The sequence below is a fragment of the Boseongicola sp. genome (assembly GCA_014075275.1).
Taxonomy (GTDB): Bacteria; Pseudomonadota; Alphaproteobacteria; order Rhodobacterales; family Rhodobacteraceae.
In genome coordinates this window covers 769,391-794,067 of record CP046179.1, presented here as the reverse complement: position 1 = coordinate 794,067, position 24,677 = coordinate 769,391, and the positions used below count along the sequence as shown (strand labels likewise).

The following is a 24,677-nucleotide window of genomic DNA, read 5'->3' as shown; positions in this document are numbered from 1 at the left end:
CCCTTTGGCAATGGAGGCGTGAGGATGTCACTCGATTTGGCGCTGCCGGATATTCCGGCACTTGGGGCTGCTTTGCCGGTCGTGAATCTAAGCGGGCGTGAAAAGGCGGCAATTGTCGTCCGCCTTCTGCTGCAATCCGGCACGGTGCCCGCGCTCTCGGAATTGCCTGAAAGCCTGCAAACTGAACTGGCAGTGCAATTGGCCCGTATGACGCCCGTAAATCAGGATACAGTTCGCGCCGTCGCCTCAGAATTTTCGGAACAAATTGAACGCATTGGCCTCTCTTTCCCGACCGGGATTGATGGCGCGCTTGATCTGTTGGATGGCGTGATCAGCGCCAGCGCCTCCAGCCGCGTGCGCCGCATGTCCAGCGGCGATTTCAACGGCGACCCCTGGGAAACGCTGGACGCCGTCGAAAACGAACGCCTCGCCCCCATTCTGGAAAATGAGTCTCTGGAAGTCGCCGCCCTAGTCCTGTCGAAGCTGAAGGTCTCGAAAGCTGCCGATCTTCTCAGCCATCTGCCCGGCGAACTGGCCCGCCGAATTACCTACGCCGTGTCACTGACCGGGTCCGTTGCGCCCGAAGTCGTGCGTCGCATCGGCGTCAGCCTTGCAGAACAACTCGACACCCGCCCAGCCCGCGCATTCTCTGATGGACCGGTCACCCGTGTTGGTGCGATCCTGAACTATTCCCCGGCCTCAGTGCGCGACGATGTACTGACCGGCCTCGACAACGAAGATGCCGAGTTTGCAGAACAGGTGCGCAAAGCCATTTTCACCTTTGCCAACATCCCAGAGCGCGTTTCGCCGCGCGATGTGGCCCGCATCCATCGCGACCTCGAACAAGCAGACTTGATCACAGTTATCGCGGCCACCGAAGGCGACGATGCCAAAACAGTCGAATTCTTGCTTGAGCATATTTCTCAACGTATGGCCGAAAATCTGCGATCCGAAGGTTCCGAAAAAAAGGGCACAACTGTCAAAGATTGCGAAGAGTCCATGCGCCGTATCGTCAACGCAGTTCACAAACTCGAAGGCGAAGGCGAAATTTTCCTGACCGCAAACGATGCATAAGCCAAACACTCTCTGAACGCCTTGTGCCCCAGGGCCCGGACTTCTATCTAGGACACCATGAAACTGCCGTCCGGTTCTTATGGCTTCCGATAAAATCACACTTGCCAACCGCGTTCAAAATCTCGCTGCTTTAATGGTATTGCGCGGCGCGTTGTTGATACCCTATCGCGCCCGCGTGCCATTTGTTGGTTGGGTTATGAGCGCGCTTGTGGCTCCACTGTCTGGTTGGCGCAAACGTATCCGTGACAACCTGGCTCTTGCTTTGCCTGATCTGCAACCGTCTGAAGTAGAACGCATCGTTCGCGCAGTCCCTGACAACGCCGGTCGCACGTTGATCGAAATTTACTCTGGCGAAGCTTTTGTTTCGCAAGCCATGAACACTCCACAAAGCGGCCCGGGACTGGAAGCATTGCATTCAGCGCGAAAGGCTAACAAACCTGTTATCCTTTTGACCGCACACTTTGGTAATTATGATGCCATACGCGGGGCGTTGGTGCGTCAAGGCTTTCCCATGGCAGCACTTTACAAACCAATGCGAAACACCGGCTTCAACAAACACTACGTTGAGGCGATCTCTGCCATCGCCGAACCGGTATTTCCGACAAACAAAAAAGGGCTTTTTGCGTTAGCAAAACATTTGCGCGATGGCGGCATCATCGGCATTGTCGGCGACGTTGCAAAGCTCGGCGCGCCCGTTCAATCTTTTTTTGATCAACCGTCTCACACGCCGCAAACGGCTGCTGAATGGGCGCTGAAATTCAATGCCGCCCTCATTCCGGTATATGGACGACGCAAATCAGATGGCCTCAGTTTTGAAATATTCTTTGACGAGCCAATTCCGGCTTCGTCGCCGGAGGAAATGATGCAGACCTATAATGACAGCGTCGAAGCCATTGCCCGAAAATACCCCGATCAATGGTTCTGGGTCCATCGCCGTTGGAAGCTACACGACCATAGAGTGTTAGACAGCCAAAAAGACTGAAAACTCGATTTACTTGAGCTGCGCCGCACCAAGCATCGGACCGTAATTCGGCTGTTGGACCAAAACTGCAATCGGAGTGGTTGCAGGCACCTGAATAGATGCACGATACGTTCCGCGCCCGTTCCATTCTCCGATCTCAATCATCTGCCCGACAACGTTGTGATAGGTCAGCGTGCGTCCACGGTTTTCGCCACGGCGTATATCTACCGTTTCCTTTTCTCGGAATGTCGCAAGTTGAACCAATGCGCCTCCTGATGGCATACCGCTCTCTGCAGAAATTCGAACGGTAACGCGATTGCCGTTGCGCTCAAGCCTCACATCGGCGGCGTATGGCGTTTTCCAATGGTCTTCTAACAGCTCAAAAACCTTCATGGGCCGCGAACCCACTACATGATCGCGCCCACCAATGACCATTTGCGGCGTATAGATCGTACGTTTCCCGGCGGCATGTGAATAGCCGCGCTGGCGCACTGTATGAGCTGGATCGGCGAATTCATCTTTCCAACCAATATAGTCCCAATAATCGACATGCAGGGCCAATGCGATTACGTCATCGCGCTGCGCAATTTCGCCCAGCAATTTGTCAGCCGGCGGACAGGACGAACATCCTTGAGACGTATACAGCTCAACAACAACCGGGCTCTCAGCCACAGCCAATTCGGAAAAGCCAGCCCAAACCGCCGTTATGATTGCACTCATTCGCACCATATCTGTCATCCCAAACTTACGCCCACTCCGCAATTGTGAGTAACTCAGACCAACGCGCGATACCAATCAAGGTTTTGCGAGAGTGCGTTACAGAATCTTCACGACGCAAATTGTACACCATGGTATACAAAATCGACGCACCCCCCTTGCGCCACCCCCATTCATGGGAGTATTCCCGCGTCAAAACCAGCCGCATTTCTGCGAAAAACCCGGAGATTGCCCTATGCCCATTACCGTCGGCCACGATTCTTCCAACACCCGCAAAACTCTGTCTGTCGGCGCACAGTCCGTCGACTATTACTCTATCCCGGCCGCAGAAGCCGCAGGTCTCGGCTCATTCGCCCGCCTGCCCGCCGCCCTGAAGGTCGTGCTGGAAAACATGCTGCGGTTCGAAGATGCCAAGACGGTTTCGGTTGACGACATCCGGGCCTTTTCGGAATGGGCCGACAAAGGCGGCAAAAACCCACGCGAGATTGCTTATCGCCCTGCCCGCGTCCTGATGCAGGATTTCACCGGCGTGCCTGCCGTGGTCGATCTGGCCGCCATGCGCGACGGTATCGTGGCCCTTGGTGGCGACGCCGAAAAGATTAACCCGCTGAACCCCGTTGATCTGGTTATCGACCACTCGGTCATGATCGACGAGTTCGGCAATCCCCGCGCCTTCCAGATGAACGTGGATCGCGAATATGAACGCAACCTTGAACGCTACACCTTCCTGAAATGGGGCCAGTCGGCATTCAACAACTTCCGCGTCGTGCCACCGGGCACCGGCATCTGCCACCAGGTCAACCTGGAATACCTGTCTCAAGCCGTTTGGACCGACAAGGATCAGAATGGCAGCGAAGTTGCCTATCCCGACACCCTCGTTGGCACCGACAGCCACACCACAATGGTTAACGGCCTCGCTGTTCTGGGTTGGGGCGTTGGCGGGATCGAGGCCGAGGCCGCCATGCTCGGCCAGCCGATTTCCATGCTGATCCCCGAGGTTATCGGCTTTGAACTGACCGGTGCCATGGTCGAAGGCACCACAGGCACTGACCTCGTGTTGAAAGTCGTCGAAATGCTGCGCGCCAAAGGCGTTGTGGGCAAATTCGTCGAGTTTTACGGCAAAGGCCTCGACACGCTGCCACTGGCCGACCGCGCCACTATCGCAAACATGGCCCCGGAATACGGCGCGACCTGCGGTTTTTTCCCAGTCGATGGCGAAACGCTCCGCTACATGCGCACCACGGGCCGTTCAGAAGACCGCATCGCACTGGTCGAAGCCTACGCCAAGGAAAATGGCTTCTGGCGCGGCGATGATTATGCACCGGTCTACACCGACACTCTGACCCTCGACATGGGCACCATCGTCCCCGCCATCTCCGGCCCAAAGCGCCCACAGGACTACGTTGCCCTGAACGCCTCGAAATCGGCCTTCACCAACGAGATGGAGAACACCTTCAAACGCCCCATGGGCAAAGAAGTGGCCGTCGATGGCGAAGACTACACGATGAATTCGGGCAAGGTCGTGATCGCCTCGATCACGTCGTGCACCAACACATCAAACCCCTATGTGATGATCGGCGCGGGCCTCGTCGCCCGCAAAGCACGCGCCCTTGGTCTTGATCGCCAGCCTTGGGTTAAAACATCTCTGGCCCCCGGCAGCCAGGTCGTCTCGGCCTACCTAGAAGCCGCCAACCTGCAAGAAGACCTCGACGCCATCGGCTTCAATCTGGTCGGCTATGGCTGCACGACCTGTATTGGTAACTCTGGCCCGATCCAGCCCGAGCTTTCCAAAGCCATCGCCGACGGCGATCTGGTGGCCACTTCGGTCCTGTCCGGCAACCGCAACTTCGAAGGCCGGATCAGCCCGGATGTGCGCGCCAACTATTTGGCCTCACCACCGCTGGTCGTCGCCTACGCGCTGGCTGGCACCATGGACATCGATCTTACAACGGAACCGCTGGGTCAAGACCAGAACGGCAACGACGTCTACCTGAAAGACATCTGGCCAACTCAGGCCGAGATCGCGGAACTGGTTGAAGCCACCGTTACCCGCGAAGCTTTCACCTCGAAATATGCCGAAGTCTTCACCGGCGACGAGAAATGGCAATCGGTCGAAACCACCGACAGTCAGACCTACGACTGGCCCGCAACGTCGACCTATGTCCAAAACCCACCCTACTTCCAGGGCATGAGCAAAGACCCCGGCGTTATCTCCAATGTCGAAAACGCACGGGTACTGGCCATCCTTGGCGACATGATCACCACCGACCACATCTCACCGGCCGGTTCGTTCAAGGAAAGCACACCGGCAGGCCGCTATCTGACTGACCGTCAGGTCGCCCCGCGCGAGTTCAACTCCTACGGATCGCGCCGCGGCAACCACCAGATCATGATGCGCGGCACCTTCGCCAACATCCGCATCAAGAACGAGATGCTGGACGGTGTTGAAGGTGGTTATACCCTTGGTCCCGACGGCGAACAGGCGGCAATCTACGACGCCGCCATGGCCTACCAGGAACAGGGCACACCGCTGGTGATCTTCGGCGGCGAACAATACGGCGCCGGTTCAAGCCGTGATTGGGCCGCCAAAGGCACCGCGCTTTTGGGGGTCAAAGCAGTGATCGCCGAAAACTTCGAACGTATCCACCGCTCGAACCTGGTCGGCATGGGCGTAATCCCGTTCGAATTCACAAATGGCGACAGCCGCAAATCTCTGGGCCTGAAAGGCGACGAAATCGTCTCTATCACCGATCTTGAGGGCGACCTGAAACCACTGTCGAACGTGCCCTGCACGATCACCTTTGCTGACGGATCAACCAAAGACATCGAGATCAAGTGCCGGATCGATACCGCCATCGAAAAAGAATACATCGAACACGGCGGCGTTCTGCACTACGTCCTGCGCGATCTGGCCGCGTCCTAAAGCGACCTATATTCAAGACAAAGGCCGGGCTTCGCTCCCGGCCTTTTTTTGGGCAATGCGCCATTGTTCACCGCATTGATATGACTTTGGAAACAATGCATTAAACCTTTGACCAGCAACCCCGCCTGACCTACGGTCAAACTGAAGAAACAGGGGGACTACCATGAGAATTTTCACCACTTTGGTGCTTGCCGCGACGGTGATGACAGCATCGGCATTTTCCGCGACTGCGGATGAAGGTGCGAATGTAACAGTAAATCAAGAGCCAAATAATTCTGACTGGGACCTAGTTGTGAGAGTAAGAGTCGAGTCAGAGACCTCCAAACCCAGAAACATCCTTCGCGGTTCGCAGCAGGCAAGAGGTACGATAGACGAAAATGCCAGTGTCGTGCGCTTCCGGCTCGAACTAAAAGATTGAGAATAAGTTTAGCTCGACCAGCACTTGCGGTGATACCGGAGGCTACAAATCGCCCGCCCTGATCGGTGGGCGTAGTTGTGTCTAAGGACTGCATCAAGACTCTTTGAAAGTACCTAATCAAATAGAAGCCCCGCAGGTTAATTCCAGCAGGGCTTTTTCTTTGAGCATGGCGGAATTGACGTTAACTTGGCCAACAAGGGGTACGCCTATGAAGTCCAACAGAAACCGAACCTACCTGATGATCATCGCGCTGCTGATGCTCTCCGGCGCCCTTATCCTCGTCGCTTACAACACCGCCACCCCCGGCTTCTGCCCGACCTACCCCGTCCTGAACCAACCCGCCTGCGTCATTGTATCGATCTACTTCGCTGGGATGCTCGGGGCGCTTTCCATGACCGGAGCAGTGAGTGTCTGGCTTTTCTACGCTTGCACCACGCTTGCGCTTTTTACCGGTTTGGGTTTCAGCGCGTTTGAGCTTACGACCGACGGCCACCAATGCCCGCAACTCTGGGGCATTCCGGTTCCTCTGTGTTTTACGGTCCCTCCAATGATGCTCCTGGCTCTTTTTTTGGGAAACGATGGTCGCAAAGAGTCGCTACCAGACTGAGCCTCAATCTGCGATTCTCAGCCCTGAGCATGCTTAACGGCTAAGTAGAACTGTGCCATTCGCTGTTTCCACACAGACATTTTTGCCCCCAAATTCCCAGAATTGTTTCCAATTCCAACGTTACCAACCGCGAAACCCATTGTTTCCTCGCCCGACAAGTCGCCAACGTCCATAGATAACGCGTGTAAGTTCTGGGGGTTGTAATGAGTATAGATCAAATCACCGATACGATTCGGGCTGTGGCCCGATCTCTGCCAACGCGTCTGCCACCACTTGAAGGCGGCGCGCTAATTTTGCTGTATGGGATTTGGCTATTCGGCTGAGGCTTCGGCCAAAGCAGGACGAATACGCTTTTCCATAATGTCAGCAGTTATCGGCCCGGCAAAGCGCAGGACAACCCTGCCTTTGCCGTCGATGACGAATGTCTCGGGTACACCGTAGACACCCCATTCAATGGCCATTCGCCCACGCGGATCGGCTCCAACCCCTTCATAAGGGTTTCCCAATTCCGTCAGGAAAGACTTCGCCTTACCGACATCATCCTTGTAGTTGACCCCATAGACCGGCAAGCCCTCATCGGCCATGGTCATCAACTGCGGATGCTCAACCCGACACGGCGCGCACCAGCTTGCCCAGTAGTTCACTATTTTCGCCCCTGGCGCATCCAGCAATTCGCGTGCAAACGGCGTCAGCCCAGCCATCGGATCAAGGTCAATCACAGGTGCCGGGGACCCGATCAGGGTCGAGGGCAAAGCATCCGGGCTGGACCGGAACATGCCTCCCAGAAACAAACCTGCCAGCGCCACAAAGAACAGGGGCGGCAAAATAGCCAATGGCGGCAACTTAGCCATCGCTCCAATGCTCCTCGGCCTCTTTCAGCGCCTCTCGGACCCGACGGGACTGGGCGACACTCAGCCAGACAATGGCAATCAAAAGGCCCAACGACACACCATAGGCCAACCCGACTTCAACTGCATATCTTCCAAGGTCAGGCATCACGCAGCCCTCTGTCTCAGGGTGATTGCGTGAATGCGGCGTTTGCGGATTTCAGTTCTAGTCCGCATCAGCACCAACGCCACGAACAAAAGAATGAAAGCGGCGATGCAGACCAGCAAAGGCAACCAAAAAACGTCAGAAATATTCTCTTCTTTATCTAGCGAAAGACTTGCACCCTGATGCAGTCCCTGGTTCCAGAAATTCACCGCATAGCGTGACAAAAATGCGAAGACCGAACCTACCAGACTCAAGATACTTGTCAGATCAGCCGCTGTATCCGGGTCCTCGATCGCCGCCCAAAGCGCAACATATCCAAGATAGAACAGGAACAAGATCAGAAACGACGTCAAACGGGGGTCCCAGGCCCAAAACGTGCCCCACATGGGCTGCCCCCAGATCGCACCAGTCAGCAATGCCATCAATGTCATGACGATACCCACCGGGGCTGCAGCTTTAGCTGCCAGCGCTGACACGTGATGCCGCCGGATCAGCCAGACCAGCGACGTCACCAGCATCATTACCCAGATATTGATCGCCATCATGGCCGAGGGCACATGCAGATAGATAATTTTCACTGTCGATCCCTGCCGGTAATCGTCCGGCGTGCCGAAAAATCCCCAGATCAGACCAACCGCAAGCAAAACGCCAGACACGGCAAAGGCCGGCCCAACCACCCGGTCGGTCACAGCCATGAAACGGCGAGGATTTGCATATTCCCAAAGCGACATGAAAGCTATCTATCCCCGCTCTCCAGGTCCCACAATACACGACCCCGTGGGCAGATCATCGCAGGTTGATCCGCAAAACGGCGGCCCCCGCAAATGGCAACAGCGCCACGCACCCCGCCGTAATCCCCGCCAGCAATGTCAGGGGCACATCTCCACCCAATCCCTCTGCCCCGCGACGCACAGTTTCAGCCCCGAAAATCAATGTCGGAATATAGAGCGGCAGAACCAAAAGCGACAAAAGCAATCCGCCGCGCTTCAACCCAACCGTCAGAGCCGCACCAAAGGCCCCGATCACTGACAACGCAGGGGTTCCAATCGCCAGTGACAAGACCAGCCAGACATAACCCTCGCCCGGAAGATTCAGGAAAATTGCGAACGCCGGTGCCGCCAGCGTCAGTGGCAATCCCGTCGTGATCCAATGCGCAAGCGCTTTCACCGCCACCAATGCCTCTAGCGGCAAAGGCGACGTGGCCAACAATTCCAACGACCCGTCTTCGAAATCGGTCGCGAATATCCGATCCAGCGACAACAGACAGGCAAGCAATGCCCCAAGCCACAATATTCCCGGCCCTATGGGACGCAATACGGCTTCAGACGGCCCAACCCCAAAAGGCACCAGAACCGTAACGATCAGGAAAAACACCAATGCCAACCCAAAGCCACCACCTGCTCGCACCGCCAAACGTAAATCCCTGACCAAAAGCGCCTTCATGTGAACGCCTCGTCAAAGGTCCCGCGCCGAGCTCCACGCGCTTTAAACGACGAGATATCAATTTCGCGCGCCGCAATGCCCAGGTCGATGTGGGTGGCGATCAATGCACAGCCACCCCCCGCCAAATGGCGCTCCAACACCGCTCCAAACAACGCGACCGCGTGTACATCCAGCGAAACCGTTGGTTCATCAAGCGCCCATACCGGCCGCCCTGTCACCAACAATCGCGCCAATCCCAACCGGCGCTTCTGCCCGGCCGACAATGCCTGTGCCGGACGCTCGGCTAAATCAACCAGGTCGAACCCTTCCAGCGCAGCCATCACACCAGACATTCCAAACATGCCCGCCCAGAACGTGAGGTTTTCAGCCACCGTCAACGTGCCTTTGATCCCATCGGCATGACCGGCATAAGCGATACTGTCCGGTGCAATTTCGATCACGCCGGTGTCAGCGGCCTGCAACCCCGCAATCGTGCGCAAAAGCGTCGTCTTGCCCGACCCGTTCGGTCCACGCAGAACGATGGCCTCGCCAGCACCAACCTGAAACTCCACGCCGTCCAGAACCGTCAACCCACCCCGGGCACAGCTCAAACCACTCACTTTCAGCACTGCATCAACCATCGACAAAGGCATGGCCCAAACCACCGATATTGTCCACGACCCAGTAGCGCCTAAAATTTAAGTAAAATTGTGCTTTCTTTTTGGGGAAAATACTCCCGCCGGAGGCATAAAAATTAGGCCTCTCAAACTGGCAATGCCGCCAGAGCAACGCGACGCCCCTCACCCAAAAGCACGTTATAGGTCCGGCAAGCCTGTGGCGTCGCCATGATTTCAACACCAATCCCTGCCGCTTCCACTGCCTCGCGAAAGACCGCCGGTATGTGGGCGATGTCCGCGCCGGTGCCAACCAAAACCACATCCAGCTCGCCAGCTGCCGCCACCAGCCCGGCGCTATCGTCAAACCCGCCCCAGGACACAGCACCAGAACCCATAATCAACACAGCCCCATCCTGCACTTCACCACCAAGACGGAAGAAACCGACCCCATAACCGTCTACCGGCACAGCGTCGGTATATGTCACTTCGTTGACGCGCATCACGACCTCCTCAATCCCAAAACGGAATGCCCATTATCGCCGAAGCCGCAATGATCACATAGGCCGTCGTTCGATAGTATTTCTCGACCTCCGGGCGGAACATCACGGCGCCAATCCAATTCCCGAACAAATACGGCACAATCATCAAGATGCCCGTCGCCACTGCCGCCAAGACAAGCAATCCCCCCAGCCACAACACACAGACCAGAATGATATCTGCAACAATCAGATAAAGCGTCAGATTGGCGCGCACCACTTTGGCCGGAAGGGTCGACGCCATGTATAACATGATCACAGGCGGACCCGGCAAACCCACCGCTCCGGCAAAAAGCCCACCCAAGGCGCCGGTGCCAAAGATCATCGCGCGGGTCAGTTCTCCGCGATAGCGCACACCCAAAATAAGCAAGGCCAATAGCCCCACAGCGACCAGCGAAACGCTTCACCTGAACACATCCGGATGCACCAGTGACAACAAATATATACCCACCGGAACCGCAAGCATTGCTCCGGCCCCCAAACGCAATACATCGCCGGGTTGCCCCTCTCGCAACGCGCGCCGCACGTGGATTAGCGGCGCTGTCAAATCGATGATCATCAACGCTGTCAGGGCTTCAAACGGCCCCAGAACCTGTGCCGCAAACGGCAGAAACACCATTGCAGTACCAAATCCGGTAAAGCCACGGACTATGCCTGCCAGCAGGGCTCCAACTCCGATCAGCCAAAGCCCTGACGTCGCCAGAGCTTCTGCCAATGGCTCAAGCATCTATATTCGCGAATTGAGTTCCAGCACCGCCGCCGCCAGGACCACCTGCATCCGGCTTGGACCAGTCGCGCTTGACGCCCAGGAACAGAACCGCGCTTTTAGCGACATAGACCGAGGAATATGTGCCAACAATCACACCCCAGGTGATCGCGAATACAAAGCCACGGATCACATCGCCACCCAGAATCAGCAACGCAATCAACGCCAACAGCGTCGTCACCGATGTCATCAATGTCCGCGACAAAGTCTCGTTCACAGACTTGTTCATGACGTCCTGCAACGGCATCTTCTTGAACTTGCGCAAGTTCTCTCTCAGCCGGTCAAAGATCACCACCGTGTCGTTGATCGAATAGCCGACAATGGTCAAAAGTGCGGCAATCGTCGCCAAATCAAATCGGATCTGCAAAAGACTGAACACGCCGATGGTTAAAATGACGTCGTGGAACAAAGCCGCCACGGCCCCAACAGAAAACTGCCACTCAAACCGCAACCAGATGTAAATCAGGATCGCCGCCAGTGCCGCCAGAACCGCAATCACTGCCGTCTGGATCAGTTCGCCGGACACTTTTGGCCCCACGGATTCCACCGAAGCAAAGGTGATGCTCGGATCCACCGCCTGCAAAACCACCAGAATTTCATCGATGACGACACTGGTCACACTTTCCTGACCATCCTGCGCCTGAATACGGATCATGGAGACATGCTGGTTTTCGTCAAATGTCGGGTCGAAAACCTCGGAAATCGACACATCCCCAAGGTTCAGGCTTTCAACCGCATCACGATATGCACCCACATCCACCGCCTGAGCCGCATCCGTCCGAACAGTCGTGCCGCCCCGGAAATCGATGCCGAAATTCAGGCCGACGAATATCCACAACAGGATCGAAGCGATCATTGCGACGATCGAAAATCCCATGGTGATCTTCACATGGCGGAAGAAGTCGATGTTTGTTTCGCTTGGAACAAGTTTCAATCTCATGACATCAAACCTCGATTGTCTTCGGGCGTTTGCGTTCAAACCACATGACAATCAACAGCCGCGTCACAAAGATGGTGCAGAAGACCGAGGTCATGATTCCGATCCCCAGCGTCACCGCGAACCCCTTAACCGGCCCCGATCCCAGGGCAAACAGGATCGTCGCAGTGATAAACGTGGTGATATTGGCATCGATGATCGCACTCAAAGCCCGCTCATAACCCAATTCAATCGCCCGGCTCGGCCCCTTCGCCGACTTCAACTCCTCGCGTATCCGCTCGAAAACCAGCACATTGGCGTCCACCGCCATACCAATGGTCAGGACGATCCCCGCAATGCCCGGCAATGTCAGCGTCGCACCAATGGCCGACAGTATTCCGAACAGCAACGCAACGTTCAGCACCAGCGCGATATTGGCAAATATCCCGAATAATCCGTAACTCAGCGTCATGAATGCAAGCACCGCCGCGAAGGCTACCAAACAGGCGATGCGTCCAGCATCAATGCTGTCTTGACCCAACTCCGGCCCAATGGTTCGCTCTTCCAGAAACGTCATTTCTGCTGGCAGTGCACCTGCCCGCAACAATATCGACAACTGCGTCGAGCTCTCAACCGTAAAATTCCCGGTGATTTGCCCCGATCCACCCATAATCGGCTCGTTAATCCGCGGCGCCGTTATTACCTCGTCATCCAAAACGATGGCAAACAAGGCCCCGGTGTTCTCTGCAGTGAACTGCCCGAACACCCGCGCGCCCGAGGGATTAAACCGGAACGTTACAGAAGGCAGTCCGTTCTGATCAAACCCAGGCTGCGCATCCACCAGATCGTCGCCGGACAGCACGGCAGTTTCTTCCAGCAGATAAAACTGGCTCGAGTCGTCAAGATCCGGCAGCAGGATTTCACCCGGGGCAGCAACCGTCTGCGATCCAGCAAATGAAATCACCGGATGAAATGTCAACCGCGCCGTCGTTCCAATGAGATCTTTCAGCTCGCCGGCAGATCCAATGCCCGGCACCTGGATCAAAATCCGTTCGGCACCCTGTCGTTGAATGGTCGGTTCACGCGTGCCAACTTCATCCACACGGCGGCGAATGATCTCTAATGATTGCTGAAGCGTGCGGTTATCCGTAGCCAGCTTTTCGGCCTCGGATAGCGTGACGATCAACCGATTGCCCTGCCCGGCCACATCAATGTCAAAGGCGCCAATCCCGGTCAGACTGGCAACCGGCTGTGCCAAGGCACGCACTGCTGCCACTGCTGCGTCCAACCCGGCCGCGTTTGAAATCTGGATATGCAATTCACCTTCAGGCGCCGTGCGATCCCGTTCGACAAAGCCAATCTGATCACGCAACGGCACCAGCGCATCGCGCGCCAGAAACCAGTAACCATCCATCCGTTCAACATAGACGTCTTCCAGATGAACCTCGGCCAGCAAATGCGCACCACCGCGCAAATCAAGCCCCAGATTGACCAGCGAATTGGGCAAATAAGACGGCCACTCTGACGCCGCCACCAACCGTTCTGGCGTCTCGCCCAAAACTTCGATCTCGGCCAGCGCATCATTGTGATGCTCAACCCGCGTATAGAAACCATTCGGAAATGCGAAAAGGATCCCGGCAAGACAAACCGTCCAGATCAGGACGCGCTTCCAGGCTGCAATCTGAAGCATGAAAGCCCCTTAGTTTTTGTTGGCCGGCTCGGTCTTCGAACGTACCTGGGTCAGCGTATGCTTGACGACACGCACATTCACGCCTTGCGAAATCTCAACTTCGATTTCACCGTCGTCTTTAACTTTGGTCACTTTGCCCAACAAGCCACCGGCAGTCACAACTTGGTCACCACGGCGCACTCCGTCGACCATCGCCTGATGCTCTTTCAGTTTCTTTTGCTGCGGCCGGATCAGCAGGAAATACATGATACCGAAAATCAGCACCATCGGGATGACGAGCGAGGTGAAAACATCCCCGCCGCCAGCGGCCTGAGCATAAGCAGGCGTGACGAACATGGCTTTTAATCCTTGTTGTTATAAGGGCGCGTTGCCCCCTGTTTGACGTTGGCGCAGACCCTATCTGTGGGCGAATTGGTTGGCAAGCAAGGGAGCATGCTAAAAACACCACCTTTTGCGCTTGAATGATCCGCGCTCATGCCGCCAAATCACCCCATAATCGCGCCGCGCCATCCCGTCACCCCAAGACTAAAGCAGATCCCATGCAGCCACTGCGCATTGACAATAAGACCGCCCGCCAACTTTGGCTGCAATTGCAAGGGCTTGGGCAAACGCCAACCGGCCAGCCGGATGTCCTTCAGACCATCAAGAGTCTCGGCTTCGTGCAACTGGATTCCATCCAGGTCGTTGCCCGTGCGCACCACCACATCCTTTGGAGCCGCAACCAAAACTATCGCGAACCGATGCTCGACAAACTTATGGCCAAAGATCGGGCCATATTCGAACATTTCACACACGACGCATCTGTCATCCCCATGGAGTTTTTGCCCATGTGGCAAAGACAATTCAGCCGCATGAAAGCACTCTATGACCGTTCCGGTTGGTTCAAGGGCTTGCCGGACGAAGCAGCGCGCGAGGTCATCAAAGATCGCATTCGCACCGAGGGTGCCCTGTCCACCAAATCCTTCAACAGCACAATTGACGGCTCAAAGGAAATGTGGACGCGCCCGCCGCACAAGATGGCGCTGGATTACATGTGGTATGCGGGCGAGCTCGCCACCTGCCATCGCGTCAATTTCACCAAATTTTACGATCTGGCAGAGCGAATTTTCCCCGAAAACCTGCATAAAGCCAATATGCCCGAGGCCGATCAGATCGACTGGCTCTGCAATGCCGCGCTCAACCGCATGGGGTTCGCCGCGCCCGGCGACATCCAACGTTACTGGGACGCGGTCACATCCGACGAAGTCAAAGACTGGGTCAGCACCAATCAAAGCTCGCTTGTTCCCGTTCAAGTCCAATCCGCAGACGGCGAATGGGTTGATAGACTTGCAACCGCTGACATCGAAGAACGTTTGGCCGACCTTCAGCCCACAACATCTCGGCTGCGCATCCTCAATCCCTTCGATCCGGTCATACGCAATCGCAATCGCCTCAATCGGCTGTTCGGCTTTGAATATCGCGTCGAAATGTTCGTCCCCGCCGCAAAACGGGTTTGGGGCTACTATGTTTTCCCAATTCTCGAAGGCCGCCGGTTTGTCGGGCGCATCGAAATCAAAACCGACCGCAAGGCATCAACCCTGAACGTCATCAACTTTTGGCCCGAAGACCGCGTCAGATGGCCAGCATCACGCCATGAGAAACTCGCAGCTGAACTTGATCGTCTACGCCGTTTTGTTGGATTTGATAAAGTCCAGTGGAGCCCGTGATAACAGAAAGTTATACGGCGGTCTTAATGTCAAATAAACCGCCGCTTCCAAACAGGCTCCGGCCTACCAGGCCTTAGACCCCAACAACCGCTCACCAAGCTCTGTCAGCTCCGCCGGCTTTACATTTTGCTTTTCCCAATCCCGTGGATCACCCGGAAAATCAGGACGGTCCGGCGGCTCTATATCGTGCCAAAGCCGCACGCGCTCGTCCTTTTCAGCATGGTTACTTGGTTCAGCCGGATGCATCGAAATATATTGCGCCAAGCGCACTTTATTCTTAGAAATATTCGGTCGCACGCCATGGGCCAGAAGCGAATTGAAGATCATCAGATCGCCCGGGTTCAGCGAAATATTCTCGCGTTCGATCCCGTCCATGTCCGGCAAAAGCGGATTGCGGTCATCAGGCTGTGTCTTCACCCACTGGTCGAAATGCTCGAACAAGTAAGGCGCACACTGAAACCCACCGGTTTCATCGTCCTGAATATCCAGACTTAAGACGCCCTGAACCCCGATCGGTGGCGGATCAAGCGCAGTATTCACATCCCAATGAATAAACCCGTCCTTGGATGTCGCCCCCTTCTTGGGAACGTTCAAATTGGCGCGGTCGATGGTCACCCAAAGGTCAGTCCGATCCCAGATATCCACAAAGGCATCGTAAACACGCTGGGTCTGCCGGTTATCCCAAAGCGCCTGATGGTGATAAATCTCGACCATGCCCGCATTGTTCAACTCTGCACGTACATGAGCGCGCCGTTGGGGCGCATACCAGGTTGACGGATCGCTCGGATCCTTTTCGTCAAACTCCCACAACACATCTGCCAGAGCCTTTGCCTGCGCAGCCGGAACGGCATTGCGCACAATCACGAACCCTTTGGTGATCCAATGGGTCCAATCATCTTCTGACAGAACCCTAAGCGGCAGCTCTTTTTTGATGTCCTTAAGCTGCGTGGTCAGTTCTGCACTGACCGGATGGCTGATATCGTCGGCGTTTGGTTGCATATTCGTGTCCTCTCCCTTGCAGAAAGTTGACCCCTAATTCACCGGTTTGTCCAGAATCCTGTCGAACTGCATGATCAATTCGTCAGAACCGCAACCGCGCCCCGCTATCGCCATCAAAGAAGTAAAGATGGCTAGGGTCTAACGTGATGCCAGCTTCTTGCCCGTCCGATATTTCAAATTCCTTCGGCATCTTCACGACTAATGGCGTGCCTTCCAGCCGTAAGGTGACCAGCACCTGATCGCCCGTCATCTCGACCGTGTAGACATCCGCATCAAGCAATCCTTGGCCGGCCTCTACGATATCGCAGTCCTCTGGACGAAACCCCAGTGTCACTGATTTGGAATCCGGCGCACTGTCAACATTCGCGCTAACGCCCTTTGCTTCAAACGTTCCATTCGAAATGGCACCATTAACAAAGTTCATTGGCGGTGATCCCATGAAACCTGCAACGAACAAGTTCGCCGGATCCGAATACACCTCTTTCGGGGTTCCAAGCTGTTGTAAAATCCCGTCTTTCATGATCGCAACGCGATGCGCCAGGGTCATAGCCTCAATCTGGTCGTGGGTGACATAGATCGTCGTAATCCCCAGTTCACCCTGCATATGCTTAAGTTCTGCGCGCATATTCCCACGCAGTTTGGCGTCCAGATTGCTCAGCGGTTCATCCATCAAAAAGACCGATGGCCGCCGGATAATAGCCCGCGCCAAGGCTACCCTCTGCCTTTGACCACCAGATAATTGGCCGGGATAGCGCTCCAGCAACTCGCCCAGCTCCACCTGATCCGCCGCCGCACGAACCGCAGCCGCCATCTCGTCAACTGGCGTCTTGGCAACTTTCAGCGGAAACCCGATATTTTCGGCCACGGTTTTGTGCGGGTAAAGCGCGTAAGACTGAAACACCATCGCAATGTCACGATACTTAGGAAGCACATCGGTGACATCGTTGTCACCAATCAGCAGATCGCCTGACGATATGCTTTCCAGCCCGGCAATCATGCGCAGCGCCGTAGATTTCCCACAGCCCGACGGGCCCAGCAAAACCAGAAACTCGCCCGCTTCCACCTCTAACGAAAAGTCCTTCAACGCATGAAAGGATCCATAGAATTTGTTCATGTCACGAATGGTGATCGCCTTGGCGTCGCCTGTGATTTCAGCGGTCATAGTCGCTACCCTTTTACAGCCCCGACAAGGAGCCCTTTCGAGATATATTTTTGTAAGACAATGGCCAGAATGACGACCGGAATGATCATGACGATAATTGCGACCGACATGGACCACCACAAGATGCCACGTTCACCCGCATTCATTGCTGCCACCAAAAGCGGCATGGTCTGCGCCTTGGTTGTCGAAAGGAACAGCGCCAACAAGTATTCGTTCCAACTAAGGATCATCACCAACAACGTCGTCGCTGCCAATCCGGTGCGCGACAGTGGCAACACAATCTCGCGGAAAGTGCCAATCATCGTGGCCCCGTCCAACTGCGCACTTTCTTCCAGATCGCGTGGGATCGAGTTGAAGAAATCATACATCAGCCAAACCACAATCGGCATGTTGACCACGGCGTAAGTGATGATGATCGCTATGTGGGTGTCCAACAGGCGCACGGACTGGAACATCATGTAAATCGGAACAACCACAACAATCGGCGCCAGAATGCGCTGCGAGATGATCCAGAACAGAATATCACCGTTGTGCAGTCGGAATTGATACAGGTTCCCCACCGCCCGCGCCAGGAAAAAGAACAGCGCAATGGCAACCGCCATCGCCAACCGCCAGTCCATCTCGTAGACACCAATTGCTACACCGGTCATCGCCAGCAAAAACACGAAGAACAGGATCGTAATCAGGTTCGGGGCATAAACGACGCGACTTAAAGCATAGGCCGCCATCGATCCGATCAATACCGACAGCCCGGTGGCCGACAGCGAAATGACGATCGAATTGAAATAGGCCCTGAGCGTATCTTCATAGTCGATGACAAAAAGCTCTTTCCACGCATGCAAACTCGGCTGAAAATCTACCCATGGGATGAAGAAAGGCCCCTGATTAACGTCCGCGGCATCCTTGAAAGACGTGATCACCAGCCAATAGATCGGGAACAGCACGAAGGCCGACCAGATTAGCAGCATTGAATACAGCACGATCTTGGTCGCCGTCGATTTCTGCCCAATGGCCGGGGCCTCAAAGATGCTGCGTTTGCGGGTCAATGGTTGACTCATCTCTGTTTCCTAATCCGCGCAAGCACCACAAGGTTAAAGAAAGACACACAGATCACGACAGTGAGGAACAACAGGATATAGGCGATGGCCGAAGCTGAACCCAAATCCAGACTTCGCCATGCATAATAGGCTTGAAGCGATACAGACTCGGTCGCAATTCCGGGGCCGCCCGACGTCATGATGTTCGGCAAATCAACGATTTTGAATGCCTCAATAGCGCGGATCAGCATGACCGTTGCTGCAATGGGCAAGACGTGCGGCCAGGTAATTTCCTTGAAGCTCTGCCAGGGACCGGCCCCATCCAGCTCGGCGGCTTCTGTTAAGTCTCGCGAAACGCTTTCAAATGCCGCCAACATCATGATGAAGACAAAAGGTATCCACTGCCAACTATCGGCAATCACGATGAAAATTCGCGCTGCCCAAGGATCGGCTGCCCAGGCAAAGTTACCCAAGCCAATCCATTGCCAGACCTCGGAAAACGGGCCTTTGGTCGTGTCGGCCATCATGCGAAAAGTGTAGCCAACTCCAATGGGCGTGATCATCATCGGAACAAAGAAAATAACCCGAAACGCGGTCTTGCCTCGAATGCTCTGCGAACAAGCATAGGCCAGCGCAGTGCCAATCAGAAACTGAACACCACATCCAACCAAAACGTAAAACAGCGTGGTGCCAACCGTCCCAAACAGATTGCCGCTCAGCAAGGTGCCCGCGAACATCCACGTCAAAGCCAAGCCCATCGCAAGCGTGATCACGCGTCCGACAAATCCAAACCAGGTGAAGTGACTGCGTACATATTTGGTGATCCACCAAAACAAGGCCGCACTCGCCGACAGTCCGAATATCCAGCCCAAGATGGAAACCTGTGAGAACGTTCCAATCAGATGAAACTGTTCAGAACCGAAAAATTGCTTGTCGAAATTGCGCCATCCGACAAAGCGCACCTTGAAACCACCTGCCGAAAATCGAATGCGCGCAAACGCCATGATTAACGACGCAACAAGTGGGAAAATTGAGAAAATCAGAATCAACGTCACCGCAGGTGCCAGAAACAGCCGACCCATATGTCTGTCGAGCCATTCGTTCATCGTGGTCTCCGTGGTGCGTTGACTGAGAAAGACGTGAGGCAGGCGGACCATGCGATCCGCCTGCCTCTTGGGAGAGACTTAGTTCGTGATGCCCAGAGACAGCGAATAGATTGCTGCCTGGTCTTCGCGACCAAAGTCATCAGTAATTTCTTCCCAACCTTCTTCGATGTTGGCCAGAGCCTGCTCAACGGTGATTTCACCGGCAAGATAACGGGCCAACTCGCGGTCAAGTACCACACCGGTGTACTGCTGCGCACCCGGAATGCGGAAATCTGACGCCATGTTCGGATGGTTCAGGCTTTCCTTGATCGCACTCAGATAGTTCTCGGCGGATGCTTCACTGAAGCCTGCCTCGACCCATGCGGCCGTATCCTCAAGCTGCGAGTTCCGATACGGGTTGTAGCCGGTCCAGCCCATAGTCACGTCCACATTCGACTGTTCTGCCTGGTTCATGTAGCTCAGAAAGTCGTATGCCGCCTGCTTCTTCTGATCATCCAGCGTCGCCGAAACGGCACCGGTCCAACCACCAAAGGCCGCAAACGGAGCGAAGTTCACACCATCAACCGCATGTGGGCAAGAATTGGCATCACAGGCAACAAGTTCGCCTGAAGCAGTATCAAGCATTTCCATTGAACCCGGCATGATGATCGCGCCAACTTTGTCCTTGATCTGGCTGCCTTCTTCGATGGAAAGCGGGCCGATATCGCCCCAGTCGATGACCATGCCGCAACGTCCGGCAAGCGCCAAAGACCGCGTATCGCCAATGTCGTGGTTCAGAACATCGGGTGGGTTGAATGCGACCGAAGCATTGAAGACTTCAAACGCTTTCTTCCAGGCATCGTTGTTAATCTTGGGCTTCATCGTGGCAGGGTCAAAGTAAAGCCCCTCGCCGGTGCCTTTCGACTGAACCATGCTTGCCGCAACGGATTGGATAGCAAAGTAACTCTGCGCGTTCCGCTTCATGAACGTGCATGATCCGTAGTCCGGCTCGCCATCGCCATTCATGTCCTTGCCATGGATAGCTGCACCAACTTCAAGGTATTCTTCCCAAGTGCGTGGCGGCTCCAATCCATTCTCTTCGAAGACGTCCGTCCGATAATACATCATCTGGAAGTCGCCATCGATTGTGATGAAGTATGTCGAGCCTTCAACCTTCTGATTAAAGTCACGGAAGTAAGGCGCGATGTCCTGAAGATCGATCTTGTCGTCGGCAGCGATATAGGGATCAAGGTTTTCAACCAGACCACCGGCAACAAGCTCAACACCCCAACCCGAGGCAAAGACGCCAACATCAATCGAATTAGTGCCGGTCGCCCAGTCTGTCAGAAGTTTCTGGAAGATCTCGGCAAACGGCACTTCGGCCACGCGAACTTCAGCGCCAGTCATGGCTTTGAATTCTTCGCCGCGTTCGACCATGCGGCCAGCGATAACGGGGCCTGGACGTGTCAGGATATTGATGGTGACACCATCATAATGGTCATCCGCGGCAGCGGTCATCGGCGTCAAAGCCGTTGCCATCGCTAGCGCGGTCCCTCCTAATATCTTTCTTAACACTTTCTTCTCCTCCTTGTTGAATTCGTTATGTTTTTACAGACGCGATTAACCTCGCGCTTCTACATCACAGCTCCCATTTGCCAGGGAACAAACTCAGCACCACCAAATCCAAGCTCTTCGCTGCGCGTCTGCTCGCCACTGGCGATGCGCAGGATCAGCTCGAACAATTCTTCACCCTTCGCTTCAATTGAAACGCCGTCAGTCACGATGTCTCCGCAGTTCAGATCCATGTCATCCTTCATGCGGGCATACATTTCCGAATTGGTCGCCAGCTTGATGCAGGGTGACGGCTTGAACCCGGAAACCGAGCCTCGGCCCGTCGTGAAGACAATAATGTTGGACCCTGATGCCACCTGCCCGGTCACCGAACAGGGATCAAAGCCGGGGCTGTCCATAAAGACGAAGCCCTTCTTGTCGACGCGCGCGCCAAACTTGTAGACATCCCGCAAGGGTGCAGTGCCGCCCTTGGCGGTCGCGCCCAGGGATTTCTCCAAAATCGTCGTTAACCCACCGCGCTTGTTGCCGGGGCTTGGGTTGTTATCCATCTCGCCGTCGTTTTTAGCGGTGTAATCCTCCCACCACCGAATTCGCTCGATCAGCTTTTCACCGACCTCCACCGTTTCGGCCCGCCGCGTCAGCAAATGCTCCGCCCCATAAATCTCGGATGTTTCCGATAAAATGGTCGTGCCCCCATGGCGCACCAGCAAATCCGAGGCATAGCCCAGCGCAGGGTTGGCAGTGATCCCGGAATACCCATCCGAACCGCCACATTGCATGCCAACTGTTATTTCAGATGCTTGCGCGGGTGCCCGCACCGACAAATTGGCAATCTCCAAAACGCCACGCAGCTCGGCCAACCCACGTTCAATGGTGCGACGTGTGCCGCCTTCGTTCTGGATCGTCATATACCGAAGTTCACCGTCAGGGCGGATAGCACGTCCGCCAACCAGCTCTGAAAGTTGCATAACTTCGCAGCCAAGACCAATAAGCAAGACACCGGCAAAATTCGGATGCTGCACATAACCCGACAACGTCCGAAACAACGTTGCAAAGCCTTCATGGCGCAGCGACATGCCGCACCCGGTTCCATGCACAATCGGCACCACACCGTCGACATTGGGAAATTCGTCCAGCAACCCCGATTTTTCAGCAGCCTCAGCTATGAAGCGGGCCACAGACCCCGAGCAGTTCACGGTTGTCAGAATGCCAACATAGTTTCGCGTGCCCACCCGGCCATCAGCACGGTGATATCCCTGAAACTCCCGTTTTTCAGAAATCTTCGGCAAAGCAACAGCAGCACTGGCATGGGCATAATCCTGTTGATGATCTCCCATCCCCAGATTGTGCCCGTGAACGTGTTCGCCCGGCGCTATATCGGATTTTGCTTGCCCAATGATCTGGCCATATCGATAAACACTACTGCCCGCAGTGATCGCCTCAGCCGCCACTTTGTGGCCCCGTCCGATCTTCGACACCAATGGTGCCTCTACATCTGCAAATGTCTCACCAGCCACCAGATCGCGTAACGCTATGACAACGTTGTCGTTTGCATGAAGCCGAATGGTGCCCGAAGTGTTATTAACTGCGTCCAACGCGCCCCTCGCATGGCTGGAGTTCAGGTAATCGTCCTCAAACAAGTAACTTGACTGAAATTTTATGTCAACTAACATGTCAGTTAAACGGAAGCCAATATGAACGCACCAAACGCCGACGCCAGCAAACTCAAGGACATGCGCGCCTTCAGCGGTCTTTTGTCCGATCGTGTCTACGAGGTTTTGAAGTCTGCGATCCTATCGATGGACTTTGAACCTGGTGCGGTCCTGCGCAAGGGTGCGATATGCGACCAGCTTGGGGTGTCACGAACGCCCGTCTCTGATGCTATCGCCAAACTTGAATCCGAAGGTTTGGTCGAGGTCATTCCCCAATCCGCCACTCGCGTCTCGAAGATGTCGATGACCGAAATTCGCGAAGATGCTTTCTTGCGCGAAGCTCTCGAAGTCTCTGCCGTTGAATATGCCGCCGAAAACCGCTCGGAAGAACTTTTGGCACGCCTCGCCCGTAATTTGCGCATGCAAGTCTCGCAGGTTGAAAACAACGACTTCGAAGAATTTTTTAAAACCGATCAGGAATTTCACCGCCTGATTTTGGATTGCTGCAACGTCCTGCGTCTGCACACAACAATTCGGTTTGTCTCCAACCATATGGACCGCGCCCGCCTTCTGTTGCTTCCAGCACCGGGACGCACGTCTGACTCTGTCAAGGAACACCACGCCATCTTCGATGCAATCGAGGCCAAAAACCCCGACACAGCCCGGACCGCCATGCAAAACCACCTTCGCCAGCTTATCAAACGGCTTGAGCCACTGGAAAAAGAGCGCCCCGAAATCTTCGCACCGTAAACACTTACCCGCTTTCAAAACAGGTCGACCAACAATGAAACCAAGCGACAAAGTCCTTCTGAACAAGCGCACCAAAGTGCCGGTCCCTGTTACACGCATGGGATTTGGCGGCGCACCACTGGGCAACCTTTACCGCGTAATTTCCGAAGAAGATGCCCAGTCTGCATTGCAAGCTGCCTACGACGCTGGCATCCGCTATTTCGACACCGCCCCGCAATATGGCCTGGGGCTGTCCGAGGGACGGTTTGGTCAGGCCCTGAACCGCTTCGGCGACGAAGCCGTAAAGCTCTCTACCAAAGTCGGCCGCCTTCTCGTGGATTGCGACCCCGAAGACGTCACGCCCGAGGCATTCATAGGCGTGCCGCAAAAGCGGATAGTTTTCGACTATACCTACGACGGCGTCATGCGCTCTTTCGAGGCAAGTAAATCCCGCCTCAACTATGACCGCATCGACATTTTGTTGGTGCACGATGTCGATGTCTTCAGTCAGGGCAGCCAGGAAGCCAGCGATGCAAAAGTGCGCGAACTGTTCGATCAGGGCGGCTACCGCGCATTAAGCGAACTGCGCGATGCCGGCGAAGTCTCGGCCATTGGCGCAGGTGTCAACGAATGGCAGGTCTGTGAAAAACTCCTTGGTCTGGGCGATTTCGACGGATTCCTGCTCGCCGGTCGCTACACCCTCTTAAAACAAGAAGCTCTGAACTCTTTCCTGCCTCTGTGCATTGAACGCGACGTGGGCATCATCCTCGGCGGGCCTTACAATTCAGGCATCCTTGCGACTGGCCCAATTCCTGGCGCTAAATACAACTATGCCGATGCGCCGGAAGACATTCTTGAACGCACCCGCAAGATCCAAACCGTCTGTCAGGCTCATGACACCGAACTCATTACAGCCGCGTTGCAATTCGCCCTAGGGCATCCCGCGATAACAACCGTCATTCCCGGTGCGGTGAACGCAACCGAAGTGGCGGCCAACGTCGCCATAATGGAAACGCCTATCCCATCCGCGCTATGGTCCGATCTGAAGGGCGAAGGTCTAATTCGCTCTGACGCGCCCACGCCATAGGAGGTTCG

At 55.2% G+C, this 24,677-nt stretch carries 26 protein-coding genes; 8 read left to right on the top strand and 18 right to left on the bottom strand.

The features are described 5' to 3' along the window. Positions 1–24: 24 nt before the first annotated feature. A complete protein-coding gene (locus GKR98_04015; protein QMU57440.1) occupies positions 25–1,074 on the top strand; it encodes a flagellar motor switch protein FliG in 1,050 nt (349 codons plus the stop codon). A gap of 79 nt (positions 1,075–1,153) precedes the next feature. Further along, positions 1,154–2,056, top strand: a complete 903-nt coding sequence (locus GKR98_04010; protein QMU57439.1) for a lauroyl acyltransferase — start codon at positions 1,154–1,156, stop codon at positions 2,054–2,056. Positions 2,057–2,065: 9 nt separating this feature from the next. On the opposite strand, the gene GKR98_04005 is transcribed toward GKR98_04010, so the two are convergent. Further along, positions 2,066–2,755 (bottom strand): DUF1223 domain-containing protein, encoded by a 690-nt coding sequence (locus GKR98_04005; GenBank protein ID QMU57438.1) that lies wholly within the window; start codon positions 2,753–2,755, stop codon positions 2,066–2,068. A gap of 232 nt (positions 2,756–2,987) precedes the next feature. On the opposite strand from GKR98_04005, the gene acnA reads away from it, so the two are divergent. From acnA to GKR98_03990, 3 genes are all read left to right on the top strand, one after another. Continuing rightward, positions 2,988–5,675, top strand: a complete 2,688-nt coding sequence (gene acnA, locus GKR98_04000) for an aconitate hydratase AcnA (GenBank protein ID QMU57437.1) — start codon at positions 2,988–2,990, stop codon at positions 5,673–5,675. Between the two features lie 163 nt (positions 5,676–5,838). Continuing rightward, positions 5,839–6,093 (top strand): hypothetical protein, encoded by a 255-nt coding sequence (locus GKR98_03995; protein QMU57436.1) that lies wholly within the window; start codon positions 5,839–5,841, stop codon positions 6,091–6,093. Between the two features lie 208 nt (positions 6,094–6,301). Then, positions 6,302–6,700, top strand: coding sequence for a hypothetical protein (locus tag GKR98_03990; GenBank protein ID QMU57435.1), 399 nt, complete (start codon positions 6,302–6,304; stop codon positions 6,698–6,700). 311 nt (positions 6,701–7,011) lie between these two features. Here GKR98_03990 and GKR98_03985 read toward each other — a convergent pair whose 3' ends face one another. From GKR98_03985 to yajC, 11 genes are all read right to left on the bottom strand, one after another. Beyond that, positions 7,012–7,551 carry a DsbE family thiol:disulfide interchange protein gene (locus GKR98_03985; protein ID QMU57434.1) on the bottom strand — a complete coding sequence of 180 codons (540 nt, stop codon included), beginning with the start codon at positions 7,549–7,551 and terminating at the stop codon, positions 7,012–7,014. Next, positions 7,544–7,696, bottom strand: coding sequence for a heme exporter protein CcmD (gene ccmD, locus GKR98_03980; GenBank protein QMU57433.1), 153 nt, complete (start codon positions 7,694–7,696; stop codon positions 7,544–7,546). Before ccmD ends, GKR98_03985 begins: the two co-directional genes overlap by 8 nt. Then, positions 7,696–8,424, bottom strand: a complete 729-nt coding sequence (locus GKR98_03975) for a transcriptional regulator (GenBank protein ID QMU57432.1) — start codon at positions 8,422–8,424, stop codon at positions 7,696–7,698. The genes ccmD and GKR98_03975 overlap by 1 nt, the downstream gene beginning before the upstream one ends. 55 nt (positions 8,425–8,479) lie before the next feature. Next, a complete protein-coding gene (gene ccmB, locus GKR98_03970) occupies positions 8,480–9,136 on the bottom strand; it encodes a heme exporter protein CcmB (protein QMU57431.1) in 657 nt (218 codons plus the stop codon). Then, on the bottom strand, positions 9,133–9,756 hold the full coding sequence (ccmA, locus tag GKR98_03965; protein ID QMU59959.1) for a heme ABC exporter ATP-binding protein CcmA: 624 nt from the start codon (positions 9,754–9,756) through the stop codon (positions 9,133–9,135). Before ccmA ends, ccmB begins: the two co-directional genes overlap by 4 nt. Positions 9,757–9,878: 122 nt before the next feature. Further along, a complete protein-coding gene (locus GKR98_03960; GenBank protein ID QMU57430.1) occupies positions 9,879–10,232 on the bottom strand; it encodes a hypothetical protein in 354 nt (117 codons plus the stop codon). 10 nt (positions 10,233–10,242) lie between these two features. Beyond that, entirely contained in the window at positions 10,243–10,638 is a 396-nt protein-coding gene (locus GKR98_03955; protein ID QMU57429.1) for a hypothetical protein, read from the bottom strand. A 33-nt stretch (positions 10,639–10,671) separates the two neighbouring features. Then, positions 10,672–10,995 (bottom strand): TSUP family transporter, encoded by a 324-nt coding sequence (locus tag GKR98_03950; protein QMU57428.1) that lies wholly within the window; start codon positions 10,993–10,995, stop codon positions 10,672–10,674. Then, on the bottom strand, positions 10,988–11,974 hold the full coding sequence (gene secF / locus GKR98_03945; protein ID QMU57427.1) for a protein translocase subunit SecF: 987 nt from the start codon (positions 11,972–11,974) through the stop codon (positions 10,988–10,990). The genes GKR98_03950 and secF overlap by 8 nt, the downstream gene beginning before the upstream one ends. A gap of 4 nt (positions 11,975–11,978) precedes the next feature. After that, positions 11,979–13,640: a protein translocase subunit SecD gene (gene secD / locus GKR98_03940; GenBank protein QMU57426.1), complete on the bottom strand. Its 1,662-nt coding sequence runs from the start codon at positions 13,638–13,640 to the stop codon at positions 11,979–11,981. A gap of 9 nt (positions 13,641–13,649) precedes the next feature. Further along, entirely contained in the window at positions 13,650–13,976 is a 327-nt protein-coding gene (gene yajC, locus GKR98_03935) for a preprotein translocase subunit YajC (GenBank protein ID QMU57425.1), read from the bottom strand. Positions 13,977–14,179: 203 nt separating this feature from the next. On the opposite strand from yajC, the gene GKR98_03930 reads away from it, so the two are divergent. Beyond that, positions 14,180–15,346: a winged helix-turn-helix domain-containing protein gene (locus tag GKR98_03930; GenBank protein QMU59958.1), complete on the top strand. Its 1,167-nt coding sequence runs from the start codon at positions 14,180–14,182 to the stop codon at positions 15,344–15,346. 63 nt (positions 15,347–15,409) lie between these two features. On the opposite strand, the gene GKR98_03925 is transcribed toward GKR98_03930, so the two are convergent. From GKR98_03925 to GKR98_03900, 6 genes are all read right to left on the bottom strand, one after another. Then, positions 15,410–16,345 carry a phytanoyl-CoA dioxygenase gene (locus tag GKR98_03925; GenBank protein ID QMU57424.1) on the bottom strand — a complete coding sequence of 312 codons (936 nt, stop codon included), beginning with the start codon at positions 16,343–16,345 and terminating at the stop codon, positions 15,410–15,412. 82 nt (positions 16,346–16,427) lie between these two features. Then, positions 16,428–17,459, bottom strand: coding sequence for an ATP-binding cassette domain-containing protein (locus GKR98_03920; GenBank protein QMU59957.1), 1,032 nt, complete (start codon positions 17,457–17,459; stop codon positions 16,428–16,430). Between the two features lie 53 nt (positions 17,460–17,512). Further along, positions 17,513–18,565: an ABC transporter permease subunit gene (locus GKR98_03915; protein ID QMU57423.1), complete on the bottom strand. Its 1,053-nt coding sequence runs from the start codon at positions 18,563–18,565 to the stop codon at positions 17,513–17,515. After that, positions 18,562–19,701 (bottom strand): ABC transporter permease subunit, encoded by a 1,140-nt coding sequence (locus GKR98_03910; GenBank protein ID QMU57422.1) that lies wholly within the window; start codon positions 19,699–19,701, stop codon positions 18,562–18,564. Before GKR98_03910 ends, GKR98_03915 begins: the two co-directional genes overlap by 4 nt. Before the next feature lie 27 nt (positions 19,702–19,728). Continuing rightward, the gene (locus GKR98_03905) at positions 19,729–21,168 is read right to left on the bottom strand and encodes an extracellular solute-binding protein (GenBank protein ID QMU59956.1); all 1,440 of its coding nucleotides are present in this window, start codon (positions 21,166–21,168) and stop codon (positions 19,729–19,731) included. 95 nt (positions 21,169–21,263) lie between these two features. Next, complete coding sequence (locus GKR98_03900; GenBank protein ID QMU57421.1) at positions 21,264–22,874, bottom strand: altronate dehydratase; 1,611 nt, start codon at positions 22,872–22,874, stop codon at positions 21,264–21,266. Positions 22,875–22,895: 21 nt separating this feature from the next. Between GKR98_03900 and GKR98_03895 the strand changes: the two genes are divergently transcribed. Then, a complete protein-coding gene (locus GKR98_03895) occupies positions 22,896–23,603 on the top strand; it encodes an FCD domain-containing protein (protein QMU57420.1) in 708 nt (235 codons plus the stop codon). Between the two features lie 34 nt (positions 23,604–23,637). Then, positions 23,638–24,669 carry an aldo/keto reductase gene (locus GKR98_03890; GenBank protein QMU57419.1) on the top strand — a complete coding sequence of 344 codons (1,032 nt, stop codon included), beginning with the start codon at positions 23,638–23,640 and terminating at the stop codon, positions 24,667–24,669. The last annotated feature ends 8 nt before the right edge of the window (positions 24,670–24,677 follow it).